The organism is Rhodanobacter sp. OR92 (assembly GCF_000427545.1).
Taxonomy (GTDB): Bacteria; Pseudomonadota; Gammaproteobacteria; order Xanthomonadales; family Rhodanobacteraceae; genus Rhodanobacter; species Rhodanobacter denitrificans.
In genome coordinates this window covers 19937-35081 of record NZ_KE386558.1, presented here as the reverse complement: position 1 = coordinate 35081, position 15145 = coordinate 19937, and the positions used below count along the sequence as shown (strand labels likewise).

The window sequence follows — 15145 nt, the reverse complement described above, 5'->3', positions numbered from 1 at the left end:
CCCTCCCCTGCGATGCAGGGGAGGGAGCACGGCTCTTGCGGTGGTGCGGGCTTTTGGTTCCTCCCCCTGCATGCAGGGGGAGGCTAGGAGGGGGTAGCTCCGGGCTGGCGGAGAAGATCAAGAGCACCCCACCCCAGCCCTCCCCTGCGATGCAGGGGAGGGAGAAAAGCATCAACTCAGCAGGGTGTGCAGGCGGCTGCGGGTGAAGGCGCCGAAGCGCAGTTGTTCGCACAGTGCGTCGAGCTGGCCGATGGGCGGCGGGCGGCGTTGCAGGGTTTCGGCGGATTCGGCACCGGGGGCGTCCAGGGCGATGCGGGTGAGGCGGCGATAGAGCCGCGCCTGTTCGGCGTGTTCGCGCAGTCTGGCGGCGCAGGCCACGGCGCCGCGCAGGCGCAGGAAAGCGACTTCGTCGATGCGCTCGAGCAGCGCGTCGAGGCTGCCGAAGTGGCTGAGCAGGGCGGCGGCGGTCTTGGCGCCGACGCCGGGCACGCCGGGGATGTTGTCCACGCTGTCGCCGCATAGGGCCAGGTAATCGGCGACCTGGTGCGGGTGCACGCCGAGTTTCTCGTGGACGCCGGCCGGCCCCCAGCGCAGGCCGCGGGCGTAGTCCCACTGTTCGTCGTGCTCGCCCAGCAGTTGGCCGAAATCCTTGTCGGCGGAGACGATCACGCTGCGCCAGCCTTGCGCGCGCAGGTTCCACACGGTGCTGCCGATCAGGTCGTCGGCCTCGAAGCTGTGGTCGATCATCAGGTGCACGCCGAGTGCCTCGGTGATCGCGCGGCATTGCACGAACTGCCGTTCCAGGTCGGGCGGCGGCAGCTCGCGGTTGGCCTTGTACGGCGGGTAGATCGCGTTGCGGAACGAGCTGGTCAGCGAGGCGTCGAACGCCACCGCGATGTGTTCGGGCTGCACGCGTTCGAGCAGTTCGCACAGGAAGCGGGTGTAGCCGTGCACCGCGTTGACCGGGTGGCCGTCGGCGTCGTGGAATTCGTCCGGCATCGAGTGCCAGGCGCGGAAAACATACATGCTGCCGTCGACCAGATGGACGGCTGGACGTCCGTTCGCCGATGCGTTCACGGCGTCCACGTGGAGAGCAGCTGGTCCAGCGCCGGGCGCTCGCGGTCGGGTACCTCGATCTGCGGCGTGCCGAGGTGGACGAAGCCGACCACATGTTCGCTCTCCGCCAGGCCGAGGACGCCGGCCGCCTCGCGGTCGTAGGCGGCCCAACCGGTCAGCCATTGTGCGCCGTAGCCCAGCGCATAAGCGCCGAGCAGGATGTTGTGGGCGACGTTGCCGGCGCACAGCTTCTGCTCGATTTCCGGCACCGTGCTGTCGGCGTGCAGGTGGGCGACCACGGCGATCACCAGCGGCGCGAAGGTGTAGCGCGTGCGCTCCTTTTCCCGCTTGGCGTCGGACAGCTCCGGGTGCTGGCGTTCGGCAATCGCCGCCAGCCGCTCGCCGAACGCTAGCTTCGCCTCGCCCTGCAGGCGGATCAGGCGGAACGGCACCAGCTTGCCGTGGTCGGGCACGCGGATCGCCGCTTCCAGCAGTTCGCGCAGGCTCGCCTCGTCCGGCGCCGGTTCACCGAGCTGGCGCGAGGGGACGGAATGGCGTTGCTGGAGCAGGGACAAGGCAGCGGACATGGAGCGGTTCTTTCGGTGGGGACTGCCCATGCTAGCCGGCGCAGCCGTTGCGCGCGAACCGTCAGGCCGGCTGCGGCAGCTTGAACGAGCCGGGCAACAGGGCGGTCACCGTGGTCTGCCGGGTGTCGCCGTGCAGGTTGGCCAGCAGCACCGGCATGGCGTCGTCGCACAGTTCGGACATCACCTGGCGGCAGGCGCCGCAGGGGCTGACCGGGTTATCGGTATCGGCGATCACCGCGATGGCGACGAAGTCGCCAGGCCGGCAGCCGGCGGCGACGGCGTTGAACAGGGCGGTGCGTTCGGCGCAGTTGCACAGGCCGTAGGAGGCGTTTTCCACGTTGCAGCCGCTGAAGCGGCGGCCGTCGCGGGTGAGCAGCGCGGCACCGACCAGGAAGTTCGAGTACGGCGCATAGGCCTGTTCGCGCGCGCTGCGCGCCAGGGCCAGCAGGTCGTCGAAAGCGTCGGCAGTGGTGGGCATCGGGATCTCCGGCGATGACCCCGGGCAGTGGCTGCCGGCGGGCCAGCTTACTCTTTTGGATCGGTCCGGATCAAAGGCCGCCGCTGCCGCTAAGATGACCGGACCACTGCCGAGGGGATGCACCATGCCGATCACCGTAGCCGCCTTGCGTGAGACCGCCGCCGGGGAGCGGCGCGTGGCGATCACGCCCGAGATGGCGAAGAAACTGCGCGGCAAGGGCCTGCGCGTACTGCTGGAACGTGATGCGGGGCGCGCTGCGGGTTTCCCTGACGCCAGTTATGCCGAGGCCGAATTCGCCGACGCGGCCGGCGTGCTGGCGCAGGCCGACGTACTGGCCTGCGTGTTGCCGCCGGCCGATGCGGTGTTCGCCGGCTTGCGCGAGGGTAGCGTGGTGGTCGGCCAGTTGCGTCCGTACGGCGCGGCCGGGCGCGTCGCCGCGCTGACCGCGCACAAGCTCACCGCGTTCTCGCTGGAGCTGCTGCCGCGCACTACCCGCGCGCAGGCGATGGACGTGCTGAGTTCGCAGGCGGCGGTGGCCGGTTACCGCGCCATGCTGATCGCGGCCGAGGCGTCGCCGAAGTTCTTCCCGATGCTGACCACCGCCGCCGGCACCATCCGCCCGTCGAAGGTGCTGGTGATCGGCGCCGGCGTGGCCGGCCTGCAGGCGATCGCCACCGCGCGCCGGCTCGGTGCGCAGACTGAGGGCTACGACGTGCGTCCGGAAACGCGCGAGCAGGTAGAGTCGTTGGGCGCGAAATTCCTCGACCTCGGCGTCAGTGCCGCCGGCAGCGGCGGCTATGCGCGCGAGCTGTCGGCGGAGGAGCGTGCCGCGCAGCAGCAGGCACTGGCCGACCACCTGAAATCGTTCGACGTGGTGGTCTCCACCGCCGCGGTGCCGGGGCGGCCGGCGCCGAAGATCCTCACGGCCGCGATGGTCGAGGGCATGAAGCCGGGCGCGCTGATCGTCGACCTGGCCGCCGAGAGCGGCGGCAACTGCGAGCTGACCCGGCCGGGCGAGCGGGTCGAGCATGGCGGTGTGGTGATCCTCGGGCCGCTGAACCTGCCGGCCGGCGCGCCGCTGCACGCGTCGGAGATGTACGCGCGCAACGTGTTCAACTTCGTCGAGCTGCTGGTGCGCGATGGCGAATTGAAGCCGGATTTCGACGACGAGCTGGTGGCGAAGAGCTGCCTCACCCACGCCGGCGAGGCGCGCTTCGCCGCATCGTAAGACGGCGCCGCAAATCCCGCCGCGTGCCGCAACTCCTGTTGCGCGCCGAAATCTCGACGTGTGCCACAACCCTTGTTGTGTGCCGCAACCTCGACGCGTGCCGCAACCCTTGTAGGAGCCCGCTCGCGGGCGATGCTTTTGCTTTTGCGATTCCCGATTCCCTGCTTTCAAAGCATCGCCCGCGAGCGGGCTCCTACACGTTCGCGGAGGCTCCGTGCAGGGCGAGGCGTTTGGCGGTCAGGGGTGGCCGGGCGGGGATGGGCGGTCGTGGCCGTGGCGCTCGTCCCAGTGCAGGCGTTCGGCCGGCGGCAGCGCGTGCCATTCGCGGATAAGTTGCTCGCGCTGCGCCGGCGGCAGTTGCTGGAAGCGCTCGAAGGTGGCGTGCAACTGCTCGCGCTGCTGCCGCGGCAGCTGGTGGAACTTGCGCATGTTCTCGCGTGCCTGGTGGCGCTCGTCCGGCGTCATCTGTTGCCAGCGGGCGATGTGCTGGCGGATTTCCTCGCGCCGTTCCGGCGGCAGGGTGGCCCAGCGTTCGGCGCGCTGCAGCATGCGCGATTGCTTGCGCGGCGACAGGCTGTCCCAGGTTTTCTGCAGCGGCGCCAGCACGTCGCGCTGGGCTGGGTCGAGGCTGTTCCACGGGCGCGGCGGCGGCATGTCGCCGCGGGACGCCGGCGGCGCGTCCTGCGCGTGCAACGGCGCCGCGGCGACGCCGCCGAGCAGGGCGGCCAGCAACAGCGGCAGGAGCGGGCGGAGGATTCGGGTCATGGCTCAGCGGGCTGCGGCATGGCTGCCGGCGGAAGCCAGCCAGCCGTAGAAGTCGAGGTTCTGGTAGAGGTTCGGGTCGGTCTTGTCGGCGTCCGGCGGCAGCTCGTTGTCCAGCTCGTCGGCGCTGCTGGCGGGCTGCATCGCGGTGCTGGCGTGCGGCGGCGGCAACGGCTGCCACACCAGCATCGTGGCCAGCGCGATCACCGCGAAGGCGCCGGTCGGGATCAGCCAGCGGACGGCACGACGCGCAGGGGCCTGCACCGCGTCCAGCGCCTGCCGCCGCGCCGCGCGCAGGCGTCCGGCGGTGGCCGGGTCGATGCGCTGCGCGGCCTCGTGCCAGAGTTCGCGGGCGCGCTGTTCGAGATGCTTGTCGGGCGAAGTCATCGCCAGTCCTCCAGTTGGTCGCGCAGATGATGCATCGCGCGCGATAGATGGGTTTTCACGCTGCCTTCGGAGCAACCCATGGCTTGGGCGGTTTCCGCCACGTCCAACCCTTCCAGCATGCGCAGCATGAACGCTTCGCGCTGGCGCTGTGGCAGTTGCCGGACCGCGGCGGCCAGGTCCGCATACGACTGCACGTCGTGCAGCCGGCCCAGCGGATCCTGGCCGGGGTCGGCCGGCTCCCATGCGGGTAGTTCGTCGCCGTCGTCGTCGCGGCCGCCGCCGAGCCAGCCCACCACGATCGAGCGCACCTTGCGCCGGCGCTGCAGGTCGACCACGCGCCGGCGCAGGATGCCCCAGAACAGCGGCGCCCATTCCATGGCGGGCTTGTCGCGGTAGTGCCTGACCAGCCGCAGCATGGCGTCCTGCACCGCGTCCATGGCGTCCTCGCGCTGGCGCAGCTGCAGCTCGGCCATGCGGAACGCGCGCCGCTCGACCTGCGCCAGGAACGCATCCAGCGTGGCGGGCGTTTCGCGCGCGTCGCCCAGCAGGTCCGTGTCGAGTGTGCCGGCCACGCCGTTCATGGGCTCGTCGGCCGCAGCGTCGGGTGAAGCATCCTCGGGCTCCAGCGGGGGGTACCCGGTGTTCAACGCGGCAGGCTCGCACGGGTTGACCGGCACCCGTATGATGCAGACTCGACGTCCTGGCGGGCGGCTCTCACGGGGGATGGGCTCATGATCGACGGTTTCCTGGCGCTGTACATCTTCATGCTGGCCGCCTTTACCGGCTATGAAATCATCGCGCGGGTGCCGGTGATCCTGCACACGCCGCTGATGTCCGGCTCCAACTTCGTGCACGGCATTGTGCTGGTCGGGGCGATGATCGCGCTAGGCCACGCGCAGACGCCGTTCGAGATCGCGATCGGCTTCATCGGCGTGCTGCTGGGCGCCGGCAACGCCGCCGGCGGCTACGTGGTGACCGAGCGGATGCTGGAGATGTTCAAGTCCAGCAAGCCGGACGCCGGCAAGGGAGCCAAGTGATGAGCTGGTTGCCGACGCTGATCAAGGCCTGTTATTTCCTCGCCGCGCTGCTGTTCATCCTCGGCCTGAAACGCATGAGTTCGCCGCGCACCGCGCGCGGCGGCATCGTGTGGGCAGGCTACGGCATGTTGCTGGCGGTGCTGGCCACGTTGTTCCTGCCGGACATGCACAACCGCGGGCTGATCGTTGCCGCGGTGCTGGTCGGCGTCAGTGCCGCCTGGTGGAGCGGCAAGCGCGTGGCGATGACCGCGATGCCGCAGATGGTGGCGCTGTACAACGGCATGGGCGGCGGTGCGGCGGCGGCGATCGGCGCGGTCGAGCTGATCGGCTACGCGCGCGGGCTGGGCCTGCTGCAGGCGGTACCGGATACCTCGCCGCTGCGGCCCGAAGCCTGGGCGGTGAACGGCCTGCCGCCGGCGCTGTCGCCGACCGAGCTGGCGCTGGGCGTGCTCGGCGCGCTGATCGGCGCGGTGAGCTTCTCCGGTTCGCTGGTCGCGTTCGCCAAGCTGCAGGGCTGGATGGACAAGCGCTTCGTGTTTCCCGGCCAGCGCACGGTGAACCTGTTGCTGCTGGCGGCGGCGGTGGTCGCCGGCGTGCTGCTTGCCACCAGTCACGCCAGCCCGGCGCTGATCGCGGCGTTCTTCGCGCTGGCGCTCGCCTTCGGCCTGATGATGACCTTGCCGATCGGCGGCGCCGACATGCCGGTGGTGATCTCGCTGTACAACGCGTTCACCGGCCTGGCGGTGTCGTTCGAGGGTTTCGTGCTGGGCAACGAGGCGATGATCATCGCCGGCATGGTGGTCGGCGCGGCCGGCACGCTGCTGACCCAGCTGATGGCCAAGGCGATGAACCGCTCGATCGGCAACGTGCTGTTCGGCAGCTTCGGCGCGGCCGGCGGCGAGGCGCAGGCGATCGAGGGCGCGCAGAAGCCGATCGACGCTTCCGACGCGGCGGTGATGATGGCGTACGCCGAACGCGTGGTGATCGTGCCCGGCTACGGCCTGGCGGTGGCGCAGGCGCAGCACAAGGTGTGGGAGTTTGCGCAACTGCTGATCAAGCGCGGGGTGAAGGTGAAGTTCGCGATCCACCCGGTGGCCGGGCGCATGCCCGGGCACATGAACGTGCTGCTGGCCGAGGCCGGCGTACCGTACGACCTGATCGCCGACATGGACGACATCAACCCGGAGTTCCCGGCCACCGACGTGGCGCTGGTGATCGGTGCGAACGACGTGGTCAATCCACTGGCCAAGACCGACCCGGCCTCGCCGATCTACGGCATGCCGATCCTCGACGTCAGCGCGGCCAAGCACGTGATCGTGATCAAGCGCGGCCGCGGTACCGGCTTCGCCGGCATCGAGAACGCGCTGTTCTACGCCGACAACACCCGCATGCTGTACGGCGACGGCCAGGCCGCGGTGGGCGAACTGGTGGCGTCGCTGAAGGACATCGACGCCTGAGTCGGCTGGCACCTTCCATGGGGTGGGTGCGGCCGGCCGCGTTTCTGCAGGAGCGCAGGGCGGTGCCCGCCCGGCGTCGTGATGGCTGGTTTCAGCGCCGGCGCGACGGGCGCCAGGCCAGCCATGCGGCCAGCAGCATGCCCAGCGCGGCATCGGCCAGGTCCGCCGGCGACAGCGCCATCCGTGCCAGCTGCCACAGCATGCCGGGGCCGGCGGTGCGCATCGCCTCGATCAGACCCATGCCCATGTTGCCGGCAATCAGCACGCCGGCAACCAGCAGGTTGACGTAGAACGCGGCCAGCAGGGTGGCGCCCGCCGCCAGCAGTGCGGCGAACGTGCCCGGCAGGCGCACGCAGGTGCGGATGGTCCACGCCAGCAGCGCGCCGATCGGCAATGCCAGCCACGGCAGCGGGTGGCGCAGATACAGCGCCGCCACCATCCACACGGCGCCGGCGGCCAGGCCCAGCATCGCAGCGCTGAACAGCGCGAACACGGACAGCGCCACGGTACGCACGCTCATCGGCGGCGACACGTCAGGAGGGCAGTGCGCATGCGTTTTCCCGTCGGGTAAAGCGGCCATCATAACGTGTCGTCGGCGGGGCTCCCTTGACTCCGGCGGGTTCCGGCCTGATCTGGGACAAGCGGCCGCACGCGGCGAGCGGCATAATACGCACTCCGGGCTCGACGCATGGCCGCGCCCGCAGATACAGGATCGGCGTTGGCATGAGCGGTTTCAGTCTGAGCAGTGAACCCTTCACCCTGGTGCGCGACTGCAGCGCCGTGATGGTGCCGCAAGGCGACGAGGTGACCCTGCCGGCCGGGCAGATCGGCTACATCACCCAGGCCCTGGGCGGCAGCTTCACCGTCTACGTGGAAGGCAACCTGTTCCGCATCGCCGGCGACGACGCCGACGCGCTGGGCAAGGAGCGGCCGGCGCCGATCGAGGTACCGGACGACGCCACCAATGCGGACGTGGAGAAGCTGGCGTGGGACCAGTTGCGCACCGTGTTCGATCCGGAAATCCCGGTGAACGTGGTCGAGCTGGGGCTGGTCTACGACCTCAGCCTGGAGCAGACCGAATCCGGCGCGCGCAAGGTCTACGTGAAGCTCACCCTGACCGCGCCCGGCTGCGGCATGGGCGACATCCTGGTTGACGACGCGCGCACCAAGCTGGAGATGATCCCCACGATCGCCGAAGCCGACGTGGACCTGGTGTTCGACCCGCCGTGGACGCATTCGATGATGTCCGACGCGGCGAAGCTCGAAACCGGCATGCTCTGAAGCTGCCTGCCGGCCATCGCGCCGGCGCGTGGATCGTGGGGACCGCATGGGCTTTCCGCGTGTCCCGGCGCGCTTGCCGGCGGCGCTGCACGCGACGTCGCTGGCCGCAAGTTTGCATCGCCGCTTCGCGCAGCAAATAACGACATCGAACCGCGCACGCCGCCGCGATAGGCCGCGTGCCCGCCGTTTGCGGCGCCACGCGCCGATCCCGCGTCCTGTGACTGCCGTCACCCGGCGTAGGAAAAAGTCAGATTGTTGCGATGGTCCGCAAGGAATAACGTAACCGGATTCGTCATCGGGGAGGTTGACGGATGATCCTTTGGCGGCGTGATCGCCGTCTTGCAGTTACGCGTCCACGCGCTGCCCATGCAACGGAATGCCAAGGGGGGAGCAGCCGGTTCGGGACGTAGTTTGGGATCGCTAGACAGCACACGAAAAAAAGGGGCCGTGCCGAGCACGGCAATTCTGCATGGGGTCTACGTGGCCGCATCGGGCCCGTTTGTCCCGAAAATAGTGTCTAGGAGTTTTTCAATGCCCAATCATTACCGTCTGAAGCTGCTGGTGGCCGCGATCGGCATGGCTACCGCATCGGTGGCCACCGCTGCCAACACGAAGACCTTGCGTGCACAGAATCTCGGCGCGGTACCGGTCAGCTCGCTGGCCGCCCACCTCAACCTCGGCCAGAACATGTCGTTGGCGCCGCGTGGCGCCGCCGCCATTGCCAACGGGCACAAGGTGGTGCGTCAGCAGCAGATGTACCGCGGCGTGCCGGTCTACGGCCGCAGCATTGCCGTGGTGCAGGACGCCAGCGGCAACGCGCTGCGCGCCACTGGCGAACTGATGCCGGAAGGTCAGCTCGGCCTGGCTTCGGTCACACCGAAGCTGGATGGCGGCCGTGCCCTCGCTGCGCTGCGGTCGCATGCGCACACCAGCCTGGCCGGCGGCGCCACGGTCGGCAACGAGCAGACCGACCTGTTCGTCTACCCGCAGGACAACGGCACGGCGCGCCTGGTCTACCGCGTGTCCTACTTCGTCGGCGGCGCCAATCCGTCGCGCCCGACCGCGATCGTCGACGCCAACACCGGTGAAGTGATCCAGAGCTGGAACGGTCTGACTGATGCTTCCGCCACTGGTCCCGGCGGCAACACAAAGACCGGCAAGTACCTCTACGGCACCAACTACGCCGCACTCGACGTGACCCAGTCCGGCAGCACCTGCACGCTGCAGAACACCAACGTCAAGACCAACAACCTGCGCCAGGGCACCACCGGTTCGGTGGTCAGCTTCACCTGCCCGAACAGCGACACCGACGCGATCAACGGCGCCTACTCGCCGGTCAACGACGCCCACCACTTCGGCGGCGTGACCCACGACATGTACATGGCCTACGTCGGCGTGGCGCCGCTGAACTTCCAGCTGGTGATGAACGTGCACTACAAACTGAACTACGAGAACGCGTTCTGGAACGGCACGGCGATGTACTTCGGCGACGGTGCCAGCACGTTCTACCCGCTGGTGTCGCTGGACGTGACCAGCCACGAGATCAGCCATGGCTACACCGAGCAGCACTCCGCGCTGCAGTACTCAGGGCAGTCAGGCGGCATCAACGAGGCGTATTCGGACATCGCCGGCGAGGCGGCCGAATTCTTCGACCGCGGCAGCAACGACTGGCTGGTCGGCGCCGACATCATGAAGAGCGGTACCGCGCTGCGCTGGATGTGCACGCCGACCCAGGATGGCGGTTCGATCGACAATGCCGCCAACTTCACTTCCACCATGGACGTGCACTACAGCAGCGGCGTGTACAACAAGGCGTTCTGCCTGCTGGCCAAGACCGCCGGCTGGGATACCAAAAAGGCCTTCCAGGTGTTCGCGCTGGCCAACAAGGTTTACTGGAATGCCACCACCAGCTTCAACTCCGGCGCCTGCGGGGTGGAATCGGCGGCCCAGGATCTGGTCTACAACAAGAGTGATGTGACCACCGCGTTCGCCGGGGTGGGCGTGGCCTGCGCGGGCGGCGGCGGTGGCGGCACCACCACCGAACTGCAGAACAACGTGGGCGTCACCGGCGTGTCGGGTGCGACAGGTGCCGACAACGATTACTTCATCACCGTGCCGACCGGTGCCAGCAACCTGGTGATGTCGATCTCCGGCGGCACCGGCGATGCCGACCTGTACACCAAGTTCGGCAGCGCGCCGACCACCAGCAGCTACGACTGCCGCCCGTACAAGACCGGCAATGCGGAAAGCTGCAGCGTGGCCGCGCCGAGTGCCGGCAAGTACTACATCAAGGTGCACGGCTACTCGGCGTACTCCGGCGTCACCGTCAAGGCGTCCTACAGCACCGGTGGCGGTGGTAGCGGCGGCCTGCAGAACGGCGTGCCGGTGACCGGCCTGGCCGGTTCGGCGAGCCAGGAGCTGAGCTATACGGTGACGGTGCCGGCGGGCAGCAACCTGACGATCGCGATCTCCAGCGGCACCGGCGATGCGGACCTGTACGTGAAGAAGGGTCTGGCACCGACCACCACCAGCTACGACTGCCGCCCGTACCTGACCGGCAACAACGAAACCTGCTCGTTCAGCGCGGCCTCGGGCACGTACTACATCAAGGTGCGCGGCTACACGGCGTTCTCCGGCGTGTCGCTGAAAGCCACCTGGTAAGCCCCCTGGCGGGCCACGGACGGTCCGTCGTTTTACCCAAGGAGCAGTGATCGTCAAGCCGGGCCCGGTCGGATCGACCGGGCCTTTTCATGCGCGGCTCAGCCGGCCACTTCCTCGAAGCGGTTGGCGTCGCGGTTCTTGCGCACCTTGGCCGGATCCCACACGCGGCCGTTCATGGCGATGTAGACGCCGTCGGGCAGGGTCTGCACCGCGGCCACCGCGCAACCGATGTTGAACACCGCGTCGGAACCCTGGAAGCGCGCCGGGTTCAGCGCGCCGGTCAGCACGATCACCTTGCCCTTGATGCTGGCCAGTTCGCGCGCGGTCTCGACCATGGTGTCGGTGCCGTGGGTGACCAGCACGTGGCGGTGCGGCTGCGCCTCGATCGTCGAGCGCACCAGCGCGCGGTCCTCGGCGCCCATGTGCAGGCTGTCCTTGCGCAGGATCGGGATCACGTCGAACTGGAACGCCACGCCGAGCTGGCCGAGGATCTCGCCGATCTGCGGCGCGCCGATCTTGTAGTCCGACTTGTCGTCGAAGTAGATCTTGTCGATGGTGCCGCCGGTGGTGACGATGGTCAGGTGCTGCATGTCGGTGGGCCGTGGGAAAGTCGCGCCATTTTAGCCCGTGCCGACACCGGCGTGCCTGTAGGAGCCCGCTTGCGGGCGATGCTTTGGCCACACATGGAAGAGCATCGCCCGCAAGCGGGCTCCTACACCAAAAGCCGTTTACGCCAGCTTCGTAGGCGGGCACCGCCCGCCGCTTTTGATCTTTGCCTCGTGGCGAGGTGTGTGGAGAACGGCCCTGCAGGTGCGCGTCAGCCCAGCAGCAAGGCGGTGTTGTCCGCGTCCGGGGTCACCAGCCGGTCGAGGCCGAGGTCAACGAAGCGGTGCAGGGCTGCGGCCGGGCGTGGGTCGCCGCGGCGGCTCGACCAGCTGGCCTGGCGTGCCAGCAGCGCCGCTGCGGCGCAGCGCGCCAGGGTGAAGGCAAGGCCGCGCGCGCCGGCTTCCAGCGTGTCGCGTGCGGCCGCATGCCGGTCGAGCCAGCGCGCGGCGGCGTCCAGCGTCTGCCGGATCGCGCTGGCCGCGTGCATGTCGTCGCCGCCGTCCAGCCAGTCGGTGCAGGCCGTGCGCAAGGGGCCCAGGCTGTCGCCGGCCAGCGCGCGCAGGCTGTCCAGCGACAGCACGTTGGTGGTGCCTTCCCAGATCGCGTACACCTGCGCGTCACGCAGCAGCTGCGGCAGGCCGGTGTCCTCGATGTAGCCGGCGCCGCCGAAGCATTCCAGCGCCTCCGAGCAGATCGCCACCGCCAGCTTGCCGGTCCACAGCTTGGCCAGCGGCGTGAGCAGGCGCAGCAACTCAGCCTCGTGCGGCGCCGTCGCGCCGTGTTCGACCCGGCCCAGCAGGTGCGCGACTTCGAATGCCAGCGCGAACGCGCCCTCGAACTCGGCCTGCAGGTCGGCCAGCGTCTGCGCGTGCAGCGGCTGCTCGATCAACGGACGGCCAAACGCGCGGCGGTGTTCGGCGAAGTCGCGCGCCAGGCCGATCGCGCGGGCCATGCTGGCGACCGCGCAGATCGCGTTCCAGCTGCGCGTGACGTTGAGCACCGGCGCCACCTGGCGCACGCCGTGGGCCAGCTCGCCCAGCGGCCACGCGGGCAGGCCGTCCAGGTGGATTTCCGCGGTGGGCAGCTCCTGCGTGCCGAGCTTGTCCTTCAGCCGGTCGACGATCAGCTCCGGCCGGCGCCGCGCGCCGTCCATCGTCTCGACGTAGAACAGCGCCAGCGCCGCGCCGCCGCTGCCGGCGCCTTCCGGCCGCGCCAGCGCCAGCGCGGCCTCGCCGACCACCGCCGAGCTGAACCACTTGCGGCCGTACAGCCGCCACTGCCCGGCGGCATCCTGCCGCGCGAGGGTTTCGGTATCCCTCACGTCGGAGCCGCCGGCGGTCTCGGTCATCCACTGGCCGCTGAGCCAGAAGGTGGCCGGATCGCGGCTGAGGAAATGCGGCAGCGCGCGCTCGATCAGCTCACGGTTGCCGGAGGCCTTGATCGCGGTGGCGGCGCCGTCAGTCATCGCCAGCGGGCAGGTGTAGAACTCGCTGGCGAGGTGGTACAGGTAGACCCGGGCGAATTCCTCCAGCCGCGCGTGCTCGCTGTCGCCGTGGCCGGCGGCCAGCACGGCGTGGCGCGTCGTCATCGCCGCGCCCTCCTGCCACGCCGGCGTCAGCTCGATGCGGTCCACCCGCTGCCCCCATGCGTCCCACTGCGTCAGCACCGGCTTGCGCCGCGTGCTGGCGCAGGCGCGCTGCCAGGCCATCAGTGCGTAGTCGCCCAGCGCGTCGAGGTCGGCGTCCAGTGCGGCGCGGCGGTTGGCCGGCAGTGCGCGGTCGAGCCAGGCCAGCAGCGTGCGGTCGCCGCGATACGGGTGCGGCAGTTGCGGCGGATCCTGCAGGAAGGCCATGGCGTGCTCCGTCCAGAGTCGAGGTATCGAGTATAGGCGTGCGGGCATTCGGTGCGTCGCGCTGGCATCATCGAAAGCCACTCCCCGGCGCAGGCGCCACCCATGCGATTTTCCGAAGCGATGCAGACGGTCACGCGCCATGGCGACGGCTGGCAGGCTACGGTCAGCGAGGACTGGCTGCAGGGGCGCAGCGCCTTCGGCGGCCTGCAGGCAGCGCTCGCCCTGCGCGCCATGCGCGAACTGGTGCCGGCGGACATGCCGCTGCGCACCCTGCAGGTGACTTTCATCGCGCCGGTGCCGGCCGGCCGCGTGGCCATCGGCGCGCGGCTGCTGCGCGCAGGGCGCAGCGTCATCCAGGTCGAGGCCAGCCTGTGCGACGGCGAGCAGACGCTGTGCCGGCTGCTCGGTGTATTCGGCAATGCGCGCCCCTCGGTGCTGGACTTCCAGCCCGAACAACCGCCCGTCGTGGCGCTGACGCCGCAGGAACTGCATTACGTCGAAGGCCGCATGCCCGCCTTCACCCAGCACTTTCGCGCCAACTGGCTGCGCGGCGACCTGCCGTTCAGCGGCGGCCACCAGCGCGACAGCGTGCTGCAGCTTTCCCTGCGCGACGACGGCCCTGTCGGCGAAACCCACGTACTCGCCTTCGCCGACTTCATCCCCCCGATCGCCCTGTCGATGTTCGCCACGCCCACCCCCGGCAGCTCGCTCACCTGGATGCTCGAACTGCTGCGCGACCGCTACGACGACCTCGGCCTGGACGACTGGCGCGTCGACGCCGAACTGATCGCCGCCCGCGACGGCTACACCAACCAGAGCGTGATGTTGTGGGGGCCGCGTGGGGAGCCGGTGGCGTTGAGCCGGCAGAGCATGGTGGTGTTTGGGTGAGGGGACTACAGTCCCTCGTATACTGATGCTTGCGGCACTGGCCAGTGGGCCAACGAGGCAGGATTAGATTGCAGGATTAGGCTGCAGCCGGACGATCAGGTCCTTGATTCATCCGGGTTCCTGTTGCAGTGTTTATAGGGAGAACACGGATAGGCTGCAGGAATACACTGCATTTTGAAATCTACTTAGCGTTAGCACTCAATGACAGCTTCCGACATTGCAGCGTGGTGGGGCGCCTCGATTGCTACAGCCGTTCTTGGCTGGGACATTTACAAGTGGGCTACATCCGGTAAGCGCTTGTCCGTCAGGGCGCAGCCCAATATGCAAGAAGCAGGTGATAGGTCGGACACAAAAAACATTCTGGTCGAGGTCATCAATCGTGGGGGCAAGCTCACAACTCTCACCCATCTCGCCTTCTACAGCTACAAATCTATCTTTCATCGCCTTGCGCGTAAGCGCAATCAGCACGTCGGCCTTGTTCCTCGCCCGGGCGGCGGCCAAGGCCTTCCTTACGAGCTTGAGCCGGGCAAGCGTTGGTGCGGTCTCGTAGAGCAAGCTGCCGTCTTTGCTGAGCACCAAAGCGGTTTGGTCTATGCTGTTATTGTTCATTCGGGTAGCAACCGCGAGTTGCTCATTCCGGTCAGGCGGCCGAGTTGAGTGCTAACAGTTCGGTCAACCGGACGCAAACCCGCTACGCGGGTTCGCGCCGGTTACCTCAAGCGTTGAGGTTGTAGAAAAAGTCCATGATCTATGACTTTGCATCTCTGATGCCCACGTACGCGCCTCAATCACGCGTCGCGGATCGAAATGGACTCAGAATTGAATTGTCGCAGGCAACTAGTCGGCCATATTTCCGGCTCTCTGC

16 protein-coding genes are annotated in these 15145 nt (G+C 68.5%); 7 read left to right on the top strand and 9 right to left on the bottom strand.

The genetic code is table 11. The annotated features are described in order from the left end of the window. Positions 1–171: 171 nt before the first annotated feature. The 3 genes from RHOOR92_RS0116450 to cdd form a co-directional block, all read right to left on the bottom strand. Positions 172–1077 carry a 5'-3' exonuclease H3TH domain-containing protein gene (locus tag RHOOR92_RS0116450; RefSeq protein WP_081660262.1) on the bottom strand — a complete coding sequence of 302 codons (906 nt, stop codon included), beginning with the start codon at positions 1075–1077 and terminating at the stop codon, positions 172–174. Then, on the bottom strand, positions 1074–1643 hold the full coding sequence (locus RHOOR92_RS0116445) for a nitroreductase (RefSeq protein ID WP_027485744.1): 570 nt from the start codon (positions 1641–1643) through the stop codon (positions 1074–1076). Before RHOOR92_RS0116445 ends, RHOOR92_RS0116450 begins: the two co-directional genes overlap by 4 nt. Before the next feature lie 61 nt (positions 1644–1704). After that, complete coding sequence (cdd, locus tag RHOOR92_RS0116440) at positions 1705–2121, bottom strand: cytidine deaminase (protein ID WP_027485743.1); 417 nt, start codon at positions 2119–2121, stop codon at positions 1705–1707. Between the two features lie 124 nt (positions 2122–2245). Between cdd and RHOOR92_RS0116435 the strand changes: the two genes are divergently transcribed. Then, positions 2246–3349 (top strand): NAD(P) transhydrogenase subunit alpha, encoded by a 1104-nt coding sequence (locus RHOOR92_RS0116435; protein WP_007514330.1) that lies wholly within the window; start codon positions 2246–2248, stop codon positions 3347–3349. A gap of 237 nt (positions 3350–3586) precedes the next feature. On the opposite strand, the gene RHOOR92_RS18900 is transcribed toward RHOOR92_RS0116435, so the two are convergent. Genes RHOOR92_RS18900 through RHOOR92_RS0116420 form a run of 3 tightly spaced genes read right to left on the bottom strand, consistent with a single transcriptional unit; the run spans position 3587 to position 5079 of the window. Further along, positions 3587–4114, bottom strand: a complete 528-nt coding sequence (locus RHOOR92_RS18900; protein WP_037115649.1) for a DUF3106 domain-containing protein — start codon at positions 4112–4114, stop codon at positions 3587–3589. Positions 4115–4117: 3 nt separating this feature from the next. Further along, positions 4118–4498, bottom strand: coding sequence for a hypothetical protein (locus RHOOR92_RS0116425; RefSeq protein WP_015447056.1), 381 nt, complete (start codon positions 4496–4498; stop codon positions 4118–4120). After that, positions 4495–5079, bottom strand: coding sequence for an RNA polymerase sigma factor (locus RHOOR92_RS0116420; RefSeq protein WP_015447057.1), 585 nt, complete (start codon positions 5077–5079; stop codon positions 4495–4497). The genes RHOOR92_RS0116425 and RHOOR92_RS0116420 overlap by 4 nt, the downstream gene beginning before the upstream one ends. 150 nt (positions 5080–5229) lie before the next feature. On the opposite strand from RHOOR92_RS0116420, the gene RHOOR92_RS0116415 reads away from it, so the two are divergent. Together RHOOR92_RS0116415 and RHOOR92_RS0116410 are read left to right on the top strand one after the other, a co-directional pair. Continuing rightward, positions 5230–5535: an NAD(P) transhydrogenase subunit alpha gene (locus RHOOR92_RS0116415; RefSeq protein ID WP_008435546.1), complete on the top strand. Its 306-nt coding sequence runs from the start codon at positions 5230–5232 to the stop codon at positions 5533–5535. Next, positions 5535–6992 (top strand): NAD(P)(+) transhydrogenase (Re/Si-specific) subunit beta, encoded by a 1458-nt coding sequence (locus tag RHOOR92_RS0116410; RefSeq protein ID WP_027485740.1) that lies wholly within the window; start codon positions 5535–5537, stop codon positions 6990–6992. The genes RHOOR92_RS0116415 and RHOOR92_RS0116410 overlap by 1 nt, the downstream gene beginning before the upstream one ends. Before the next feature lie 91 nt (positions 6993–7083). Here RHOOR92_RS0116410 and RHOOR92_RS0116405 read toward each other — a convergent pair whose 3' ends face one another. Further along, positions 7084–7512 carry a hypothetical protein gene (locus tag RHOOR92_RS0116405; RefSeq protein ID WP_015447059.1) on the bottom strand — a complete coding sequence of 143 codons (429 nt, stop codon included), beginning with the start codon at positions 7510–7512 and terminating at the stop codon, positions 7084–7086. A gap of 203 nt (positions 7513–7715) precedes the next feature. Here RHOOR92_RS0116405 and sufT point away from each other — a divergent pair, with 203 nt between their 5' ends. Both sufT and RHOOR92_RS0116395 read left to right on the top strand, forming a co-directional pair. Then, positions 7716–8273, top strand: a complete 558-nt coding sequence (sufT, locus tag RHOOR92_RS0116400; protein WP_007514345.1) for a putative Fe-S cluster assembly protein SufT — start codon at positions 7716–7718, stop codon at positions 8271–8273. Between the two features lie 531 nt (positions 8274–8804). Then, complete coding sequence (locus tag RHOOR92_RS0116395) at positions 8805–10934, top strand: pre-peptidase C-terminal domain-containing protein (protein WP_027490739.1); 2130 nt, start codon at positions 8805–8807, stop codon at positions 10932–10934. Between the two features lie 98 nt (positions 10935–11032). Here RHOOR92_RS0116395 and RHOOR92_RS0116390 read toward each other — a convergent pair whose 3' ends face one another. Beyond that, positions 11033–11524, bottom strand: coding sequence for an asparaginase domain-containing protein (locus RHOOR92_RS0116390; protein WP_007514349.1), 492 nt, complete (start codon positions 11522–11524; stop codon positions 11033–11035). 227 nt (positions 11525–11751) lie between these two features. Further along, the gene (locus RHOOR92_RS0116385) at positions 11752–13392 is read right to left on the bottom strand and encodes an acyl-CoA dehydrogenase family protein (RefSeq protein ID WP_027490738.1); all 1641 of its coding nucleotides are present in this window, start codon (positions 13390–13392) and stop codon (positions 11752–11754) included. Positions 13393–13494: 102 nt separating this feature from the next. Between RHOOR92_RS0116385 and RHOOR92_RS0116380 the strand changes: the two genes are divergently transcribed. Next, complete coding sequence (locus tag RHOOR92_RS0116380; protein WP_027490737.1) at positions 13495–14280, top strand: thioesterase family protein; 786 nt, start codon at positions 13495–13497, stop codon at positions 14278–14280. Between the two features lie 201 nt (positions 14281–14481). Beyond that, positions 14482–14937, top strand: a complete 456-nt coding sequence (locus tag RHOOR92_RS19775) for a hypothetical protein (RefSeq protein ID WP_155943251.1) — start codon at positions 14482–14484, stop codon at positions 14935–14937. The last annotated feature ends 208 nt before the right edge of the window (positions 14938–15145 follow it).

What these genes read in the sequence shown, in the direction of transcription:
- RHOOR92_RS0116410 (WP_027485740.1), top strand. Translation starts at nt 5,535, where the DNA reads ATGAGCTGGTTGCCGACGCTGATCAAGGCCTGTTATTTCCTCGCCGCG.
- RHOOR92_RS0116420 (WP_015447057.1), bottom strand. Translation starts at nt 5,079, where the DNA reads ATGAACGGCGTGGCCGGCACACTCGACACGGACCTGCTGGGCGACGCG.
- RHOOR92_RS18900 (WP_037115649.1), bottom strand. Translation starts at nt 4,114, where the DNA reads ATGACCCGAATCCTCCGCCCGCTCCTGCCGCTGTTGCTGGCCGCCCTG.
- RHOOR92_RS19775 (WP_155943251.1), top strand. Translation starts at nt 14,482, where the DNA reads ATGACAGCTTCCGACATTGCAGCGTGGTGGGGCGCCTCGATTGCTACA.
- cdd (WP_027485743.1), bottom strand. Translation starts at nt 2,121, where the DNA reads ATGCCCACCACTGCCGACGCTTTCGACGACCTGCTGGCCCTGGCGCGC.
- RHOOR92_RS0116385 (WP_027490738.1), bottom strand. Translation starts at nt 13,392, where the DNA reads ATGGCCTTCCTGCAGGATCCGCCGCAACTGCCGCACCCGTATCGCGGC.
- RHOOR92_RS0116390 (WP_007514349.1), bottom strand. Translation starts at nt 11,524, where the DNA reads ATGCAGCACCTGACCATCGTCACCACCGGCGGCACCATCGACAAGATC.
- RHOOR92_RS0116425 (WP_015447056.1), bottom strand. Translation starts at nt 4,498, where the DNA reads ATGACTTCGCCCGACAAGCATCTCGAACAGCGCGCCCGCGAACTCTGG.
- RHOOR92_RS0116445 (WP_027485744.1), bottom strand. Translation starts at nt 1,643, where the DNA reads ATGTCCGCTGCCTTGTCCCTGCTCCAGCAACGCCATTCCGTCCCCTCG.
- RHOOR92_RS0116415 (WP_008435546.1), top strand. Translation starts at nt 5,230, where the DNA reads ATGATCGACGGTTTCCTGGCGCTGTACATCTTCATGCTGGCCGCCTTT.
- RHOOR92_RS0116405 (WP_015447059.1), bottom strand. Translation starts at nt 7,512, where the DNA reads ATGAGCGTGCGTACCGTGGCGCTGTCCGTGTTCGCGCTGTTCAGCGCT.
- RHOOR92_RS0116380 (WP_027490737.1), top strand. Translation starts at nt 13,495, where the DNA reads ATGCGATTTTCCGAAGCGATGCAGACGGTCACGCGCCATGGCGACGGC.
- RHOOR92_RS0116435 (WP_007514330.1), top strand. Translation starts at nt 2,246, where the DNA reads ATGCCGATCACCGTAGCCGCCTTGCGTGAGACCGCCGCCGGGGAGCGG.
- sufT (WP_007514345.1), top strand. Translation starts at nt 7,716, where the DNA reads ATGAGCGGTTTCAGTCTGAGCAGTGAACCCTTCACCCTGGTGCGCGAC.
- RHOOR92_RS0116395 (WP_027490739.1), top strand. Translation starts at nt 8,805, where the DNA reads ATGCCCAATCATTACCGTCTGAAGCTGCTGGTGGCCGCGATCGGCATG.